The organism is Desulfomonilaceae bacterium, from assembly GCA_041662605.1.
Classification (GTDB): Bacteria; Desulfobacterota; Desulfomonilia; order Desulfomonilales; family Desulfomonilaceae; genus CAJBEZ01.
On record JBAZSD010000036.1, the window covers coordinates 24,947 to 31,094 of the forward strand.

The window sequence follows — 6,148 nt, forward strand, 5'->3', positions numbered from 1 at the left end:
TGCTGTGCATGGACGACGAAGCTTACAGGATTTTACGGAATCTCGAACTGCCAGGGATCAATCCGATCTCTCTTGAAGTCTTTGAGAGAAACGACGAGGCATTGAAGATTGCCAAAACTAATCGATCCAGAATTGAGTACTATTTCACCTGCACTCCATCCCTACCCTTATTTATTCTGAACAACTGGCCCGAGGTAGATCTCATTACTTACCTGGATGCTGACCTGTTCTTTTTTCAGAGTCCTGAGTCTGTTTTCCAAGAAATGGATAATGCCTCGGTAGGTATAATCGGCCATCGATTTCCACCAAAGCTGAAGCGTCTCGAACTACACGGAATATATAATGTTGGCTGGCTGACATTTCGCAGAGATGACAACGGTATTAACTGCTTGAACTGGTGGAGAGATCGCTGTATTGAATGGTGTTACGACCGAACAGAAGACGGTCGCTATGCCGATCAGAAGTACCTGGATGATTGGCCGACCAGGTTTAAGGGCGTAAAGGTAATTGAGCACAAGGGCGCAAACTTGGCGCCTTGGAATGTCGATAACTACAGACTTTCACCCGCTTTTGAAAAGGTTTTAGTGGACGATCAACCCTTGGTATTTTTCCATTTTCACAGAACCAAGGAAGTTATCCCAAATCTTTATACTACCGGATTATCTTTGTATCACGCAAAAAGCTCGTCTTTGCTACGGAATACCCTCTTTAGGCCATATATCAAATCCTTGATCGAAGCAGAATCAGGCCTTGCCAATCACACAAATCAAGGTTTGAAACAAGGTATCAGGGAGTTGAATGACAACCCAATTTATTCAACTCTCGCACGAATCAAAAGCATTCTAAGACTGTCGCTGGGCCTTTTGCTTGGCGATTATATCTTCGTGCGCAGGGAAAAACCAATTAGAAAGCAAGGACCCTAGATTGAAAAGACGGGATTCGAATGATGTCTTTAAATAAAAAAATAAGCGTCATAACGGCAGTCCTGAATAACGTTGGCACTCTGAGTGACTGTGTTGAGAGTGTTCAGAGACAAACCATCCATGCTCATGGTAGGAAGAACTCTTCTATGCGGATCGGCTCGCTTTGCATAAGCGCAAACGATAACTGAAGGCAAAAAGTTGGGACGCTATATATACTTCTCCATAATTATTATGATTTCAATCATAATTTTGACGGTTTCGATTGAGATTTTTTTAAGAAACAAGGGATATGGTACCCCACCCCTCTATGTTTTCGATCCGCAAATCGGATATTGCATAAAATCAAATCAAGATGTTGGCCGAATTGGAGGCTCCCGGGTTTTCATAAATAGTTTGGGGATGAGAAGTACTGAAATACCCCGCAGCAAAATTGAGGGAACTTTTCGGGTATTGGTGTTAGGAGACTCAGTACCCTACGGTGGCAGTTATATCGACCAAGAGGACATCTTTTGTTCTGTCGCTCAAGTGAACCTGCAGCGGGACAACGAAAATTGGGAAATTCTTAACGCCGGTGTAAATGCCTATGGTCCCCAAAATGTTTTGCGATATGTCGAGAGTAAAGGGCTTTTTGATGCAGATTTAGTAATAGTTTATTTGCCGTGGGGTGATCTGTATCGTGACTTTGCCAATTTCTACATCGTTCCGTTTTGGTCCAACTCAAGTGGATATGCGCTAGAGGAATGCTTTAGACACGCTGTTTGGGCTTGTTTTGGGATGTTAGCGAGCCGTTGGAAATCGACCGCAGCTTTCAATGCCGATCGTGCTCTTGACATAAACATATCTGCCCTTGAAAGAGTTCAAGCAATTTGTCAGGACAGCGGCGTGCCTGTTTATTTCTTTTGGTCTCCATGCCAGTCAGTTGGCCATGGAAAGTTAGCCGAACCCGACAAAAATGAGCTGAAATTAGTTTCAGAGCGTCTCCCCAAAGAGTGCACGGTATTTGTTGAAGAGCTGTTTCAAAATAGATCAGACATCAAAGAATTGTACGTCGACGCTTGTCATTATTCAACAAAAGGTCATCGGATTGTGGGACAGTATCTTGCAGAATTCATTAGGAATTGCAAATAAATGAAATGTCTAGATTGAAAAGACCGTTTTCGATTTTCTAACTTCAAATGAAATATTCAATTGTTATCCCATGCTTCAACGAGTTCCAGACGATCTCCAAAATACTACTCAGAGTTCGTGAATCCCCCTTAGAAACTAAAGAAATTATCGTAGTGGATGATTTTTCAACGGATGGAACAAGAAATCTATTGAAAGAACCTTTGGCTCCACTTGTCGATAGGACAATTTTTCATGACAAGAACCTTGGCAAAGGCACCGCATTGAGATCAGGGTTAGCTGAAGTTTCAGGCGACATAGTAATCATCCAGGACGCCGACCTGGAATACGATCCTCAAGATTATCCCAAACTTGTGAAACCTATCTTGGAAGGCAAGGCGGATGTAGTGTATGGGTCACGGTTTATGGGCGGAGACGCCCACAGGGTTCTGTACTTTTGGCACGATGTAGGGAACCGGTTTCTAACTCTGATTTCCAACATGTTCACGAATCTCAATTTGACGGACATGGAGACATGCTACAAAGTATTCCGACGAGAAGTGATAGAACAAATCAATATTCAGGAGGATCGTTTCGGTTTTGAGCCTGAGGTGACAGCCAAAATCGCCCGGATTGGATGCCCGATTTACGAAGTGGGCATTTCATATTCGGGGCGGACCTACACGGAAGGTAAAAAGATAGGCTGGAAAGACGGGGTAAGGGCCCTGTGCTGTATTTTAAAGTATAATGTTCACCACTGATGTTCATCTTCTTCTAATTCCATGTTTTTATTAAAGAGACATATCGTTGATCTGGCATCCATTTTGTTTTTGTATGCGGGGATCTTCGCAGCTTTCTATGGTTGGGGGCGTCTTGGACTAGCCACACTAAACCTAAATGAGCGTGCAATTAAATCAGTTTTCACGATCACGTGGCTTGGCTTTGTCCTCGTCATGGTTGTCTTGCAGGCAATTCATCTCCTTGTTCCTATCGATTGGAAGGTCAGCGCACTCGTTTACGGGTTAGGTTTAGTCTCATCTCTTCCTGTTCTCCTGACGGCGGTTCAAGATCGAAAAACTACGTTTAGCTTCAATACATTGTTATACACATTGACAATTCTATTTTTTGCGTCATGGGTCGCTTCTCGCTCGATGCTACCTCCCATGAACTACGACTCGGGGCTATATCACTTCAATACCATCCGATGGATTAATTCGTATCCGATCATCCCCGGCCTCGGTAATCTTCACGGTAGATTGGCTTTTAACCAGTCTTTTTTCACTTACGCCGCATCCTTAAATTTCTTTCCGTATTTCCCCTACAGTAGGAGCATAGCTAACAGTTTTCTTTTTTTGCTGATCTTTTCGCAAGTGGTCTGGCAATTGTTTGCTGTTTCATGGCGATCGATAGACTTCAGGAAGTTAGATCCCCTGGTCTATTTGCCATATTTACTTGTTCTTCCAGTTCTGGCCCACTTAGCCATCAGATCTAACGTAGGACTGGATTCGCCAACACCGGATTTAGCGTCAGCGCTTATCCAACTCTATATTTTCATGATGCTTGTCCAGGTGGTTCATGACGTCAACACGGGAAGATGGCGTGATGGCCCAGCGATGGTCCTGATCATTATCGCAATCGCGGCTATAACGATCAAACTCAACAATCTTGTTTCTTCGTTGGTAATTGCAACTATTTGTTTTATCTGCCTGTTACTGTTTTCGCCTTCCAGATCCTCGCTGTTGAATAAAATCGTACGGCTTTCTTTTATTTGTAGCGCTATAGTCATTGTTTGGATGGCGAGAGGTTACATTTTATCCGGATACCCTGTGTACCCATCAACTATAGGGGCCATGCCTGTGGATTGGGCTGTGCCAGTAGAAGTCGCAAAGAATGAGGCAAACTGGATATACAGTTGGGGTAGAGCGCCCGGTGTGGATTATAGAGAGGTCCTTGGCAATTGGCGCTGGTTTGGACCATGGTTTGATCGTATGATTCCCAAGGTTGAAGATGTCATGTACCCGACAATATCCGCAATCGTGGCAATGGCTGTCTTTTTCGCCATCTTTATTTATGCCCGGTCCCATAACAAGCCTTTGCCGAGCCTTTTTGAATTGGTTTTGCTGATCCCTGCTACGCTTGGTATTGTGTTCTGGTTTTTTACAGCGCCTGACCCGCGCTTTGCTCAGGGGCTTTTCTGGTCGCTCTTTATAGGCTCCGCTGTGGTTTTGCTTTCATATCTTCATCGCCTGTTGATTCGGCGTGCCTTTATCCTGGTCGTCGTCGCTTTTTTATTAATTTCAACATACTTCTTTGTCAGGCCCTCAATTGATGCGGTATACGCCAGAGCTGACGATTCCGTCGCTAATGGGCAGGGTCAATCTGAACCGCAAATATCCGACAAAGCTGAAACTCCTGACTCTATACATGCAGCGACAAGAAACACGGAAAAAAAGAACCCCTCTGTTCATAAAAAGGTATTTGGAATTTCGGTTAGTGGATTTCACGATATCAAAACTTGTCAAATGGTTCCGAAAAGCACGCTTTCGGGCCTGGTTGTTTATAGGGCGTTGGATCCTGAAGGGCAATGTTGGGACTCGCCCATGCTTCCATCCACGGTGACTCTTAATCCGAATCTTAGGCTAAGGGTGGCGGGCAGGATTGAGTCAGGATTCACCGTGAAGAAACGAGAGGACGTTGTAAAATGACGGATTCTACTGGATATGGATCCCGGCGGATTCAATTCACCTGAACATGCAGAATTCAACTCCAAAGATTAGTGTTGTCACACCATCCCTCAATAATTTTGACACGATAAGGGTCTGTATCGAAAGCATTCAGCAACAGACAGTTCGCGCTCAACATATTATTATTGACGGCGTTTCCAGAGACGGGTCACTGGAACTGATCAGACAAGTCTCCTCTCCCGACTCAATAATTGTCTCAGAATCTGACAACTCTGAGTATGACGCAATGAATAAAGGCCTGGCGTTGGCGGATGGCGACTTTGTTGGAATCCTAAACGCCGATGACTATTACGCTCACGACAAGGTACTCGAAAAAGTTCTCAACGTATTTCTGGATCCCGAAGTTGGAGCCTGTTACGGAGATCTAGTATATGTAGATCAATCAGATACGAGTAATGTAAAAAGATATTGGAAAGCGAAAAGCTTTCGGAAAGAGAGATTTTATTCCGGTTGGATGCCGCCGCATCCAACCTTTTTTTTGAGACGAGAACTGTTGGCAAAATACGGTTATTACAGGCTGGATTTTTCAAGCGCTGCGGATTACGAATTCATGTTACGTTACCTTTTAAAGTACCAGATAAAGGCCCGATACATTCCAGACGTCCTGGTCAAAATGAGAATTGGTGGCAAAAGCAACTTCAGCCTAAAACAACGCTTGATCGCAAACAGGTTCGACAGGAAAGCGTGGGATGTAAACGGACTCAAACCCAGGCCATGGACTTTAATCCTCAAACCGTTGTCGAAAATTGGGCAGTATCTATTCCCAAATAAGAGATGTTGCGCCTGAAACTTTGGCCATATCACCTCGGGTAAAACCTGGTGTATTGGGATTGGGGTGTTGTCATTTCTGGCGAGCGAATACCCTAGTTCCCACGGCGACGGCGTAGGCTGTTCTGTGCCTGCCCCTACGGGGCTCATGAGGATTGGATTTATTTCTATCAGGGGGCAAAATGACATAATGAGCGGCACGGAGGCCGCTCCCACTGTGAATATACCCTACAGCAGAAACTTCCAGATAGGGACATAGCGGATCAGGCAGCCATTTATGGTTTCTTCCGCCTCCAGGTCTTCGGTGACTATCAACCCTTCCTTCAGATTGAAAAAGACCAGGGCACGAAGAAGGGCTCTGACCTCTCGATGCTTCGTTTTTGCCTCTGATACATCAAAGGAAACCTGGAGGATATCCTTAATTTTCCCCTGTTTCATTGCGACAAAATCGACCTCGTAGCCCTGTGCGTCCTTCCAATAAAAAACATCGTCCCCAGTAATGGTCCAGGAAAAAAGGACATTGGCTTAGGTGCAAGAGCTGCTCTAAATTAATCAAAACAGAAGGAGCAGTAAAAATGGCTAAAGGAAGTAGAAAGAATCACGGGACAG

At 44.6% G+C, this 6,148-nt stretch carries 6 protein-coding genes; 5 read left to right on the forward strand and 1 reads right to left on the reverse strand.

Annotation, left to right across the window (positions count from 1 at the left end):
* Nucleotides 1–8 precede the first annotated feature (8 nt).
* The 5 genes from WC647_18575 (at nt 9) to WC647_18595 (ending at nt 5,558) form a co-directional block, all read left to right on the forward strand.
* Nucleotides 9–923, forward strand: coding sequence for a hypothetical protein (locus WC647_18575; protein MFA6224310.1), 915 nt, complete (start codon nt 9–11; stop codon nt 921–923).
* Between the two features lie 399 nt (nt 924–1,322).
* Entirely contained in the window at nt 1,323–2,051 is a 729-nt protein-coding gene (locus WC647_18580; GenBank protein MFA6224311.1) for an SGNH/GDSL hydrolase family protein, read from the forward strand.
* 47 nt (nt 2,052–2,098) lie between these two features.
* The gene (locus WC647_18585; GenBank protein ID MFA6224312.1) at nt 2,099–2,788 is read left to right on the forward strand and encodes a glycosyltransferase family 2 protein; all 690 of its coding nucleotides are present in this window, start codon (nt 2,099–2,101) and stop codon (nt 2,786–2,788) included.
* 402 nt (nt 2,789–3,190) lie between these two features.
* Nucleotides 3,191–4,732: a hypothetical protein gene (locus tag WC647_18590; GenBank protein MFA6224313.1), complete on the forward strand. Its 1,542-nt coding sequence runs from the start codon at nt 3,191–3,193 to the stop codon at nt 4,730–4,732.
* Between the two features lie 46 nt (nt 4,733–4,778).
* Nucleotides 4,779–5,558 (forward strand): glycosyltransferase family 2 protein, encoded by a 780-nt coding sequence (locus tag WC647_18595; GenBank protein MFA6224314.1) that lies wholly within the window; start codon nt 4,779–4,781, stop codon nt 5,556–5,558.
* 209 nt (nt 5,559–5,767) lie between these two features.
* Here WC647_18595 and WC647_18600 read toward each other — a convergent pair whose 3' ends face one another.
* Nucleotides 5,768–5,977: a hypothetical protein gene (locus tag WC647_18600; GenBank protein ID MFA6224315.1), complete on the reverse strand. Its 210-nt coding sequence runs from the start codon at nt 5,975–5,977 to the stop codon at nt 5,768–5,770.
* Nucleotides 5,978–6,148 lie beyond the last annotated feature (171 nt).

Excerpts from the sequence above, each read along its gene's own strand:
- WC647_18580 (MFA6224311.1), top strand. The coding sequence starts at position 1,323 with ATGAGAAGTACTGAAATACCCCGCAGCAAAATTGAGGGAACTTTTCGG.
- WC647_18595 (MFA6224314.1), top strand. The coding sequence starts at position 4,779 with ATGCAGAATTCAACTCCAAAGATTAGTGTTGTCACACCATCCCTCAAT.
- WC647_18575 (MFA6224310.1), top strand. The coding sequence starts at position 9 with ATGGACGACGAAGCTTACAGGATTTTACGGAATCTCGAACTGCCAGGG.
- WC647_18585 (MFA6224312.1), top strand. The coding sequence starts at position 2,099 with ATGAAATATTCAATTGTTATCCCATGCTTCAACGAGTTCCAGACGATC.
- WC647_18590 (MFA6224313.1), top strand. The coding sequence starts at position 3,191 with ATGAACTACGACTCGGGGCTATATCACTTCAATACCATCCGATGGATT.
- WC647_18600 (MFA6224315.1), bottom strand. The coding sequence starts at position 5,977 with ATGAAACAGGGGAAAATTAAGGATATCCTCCAGGTTTCCTTTGATGTA.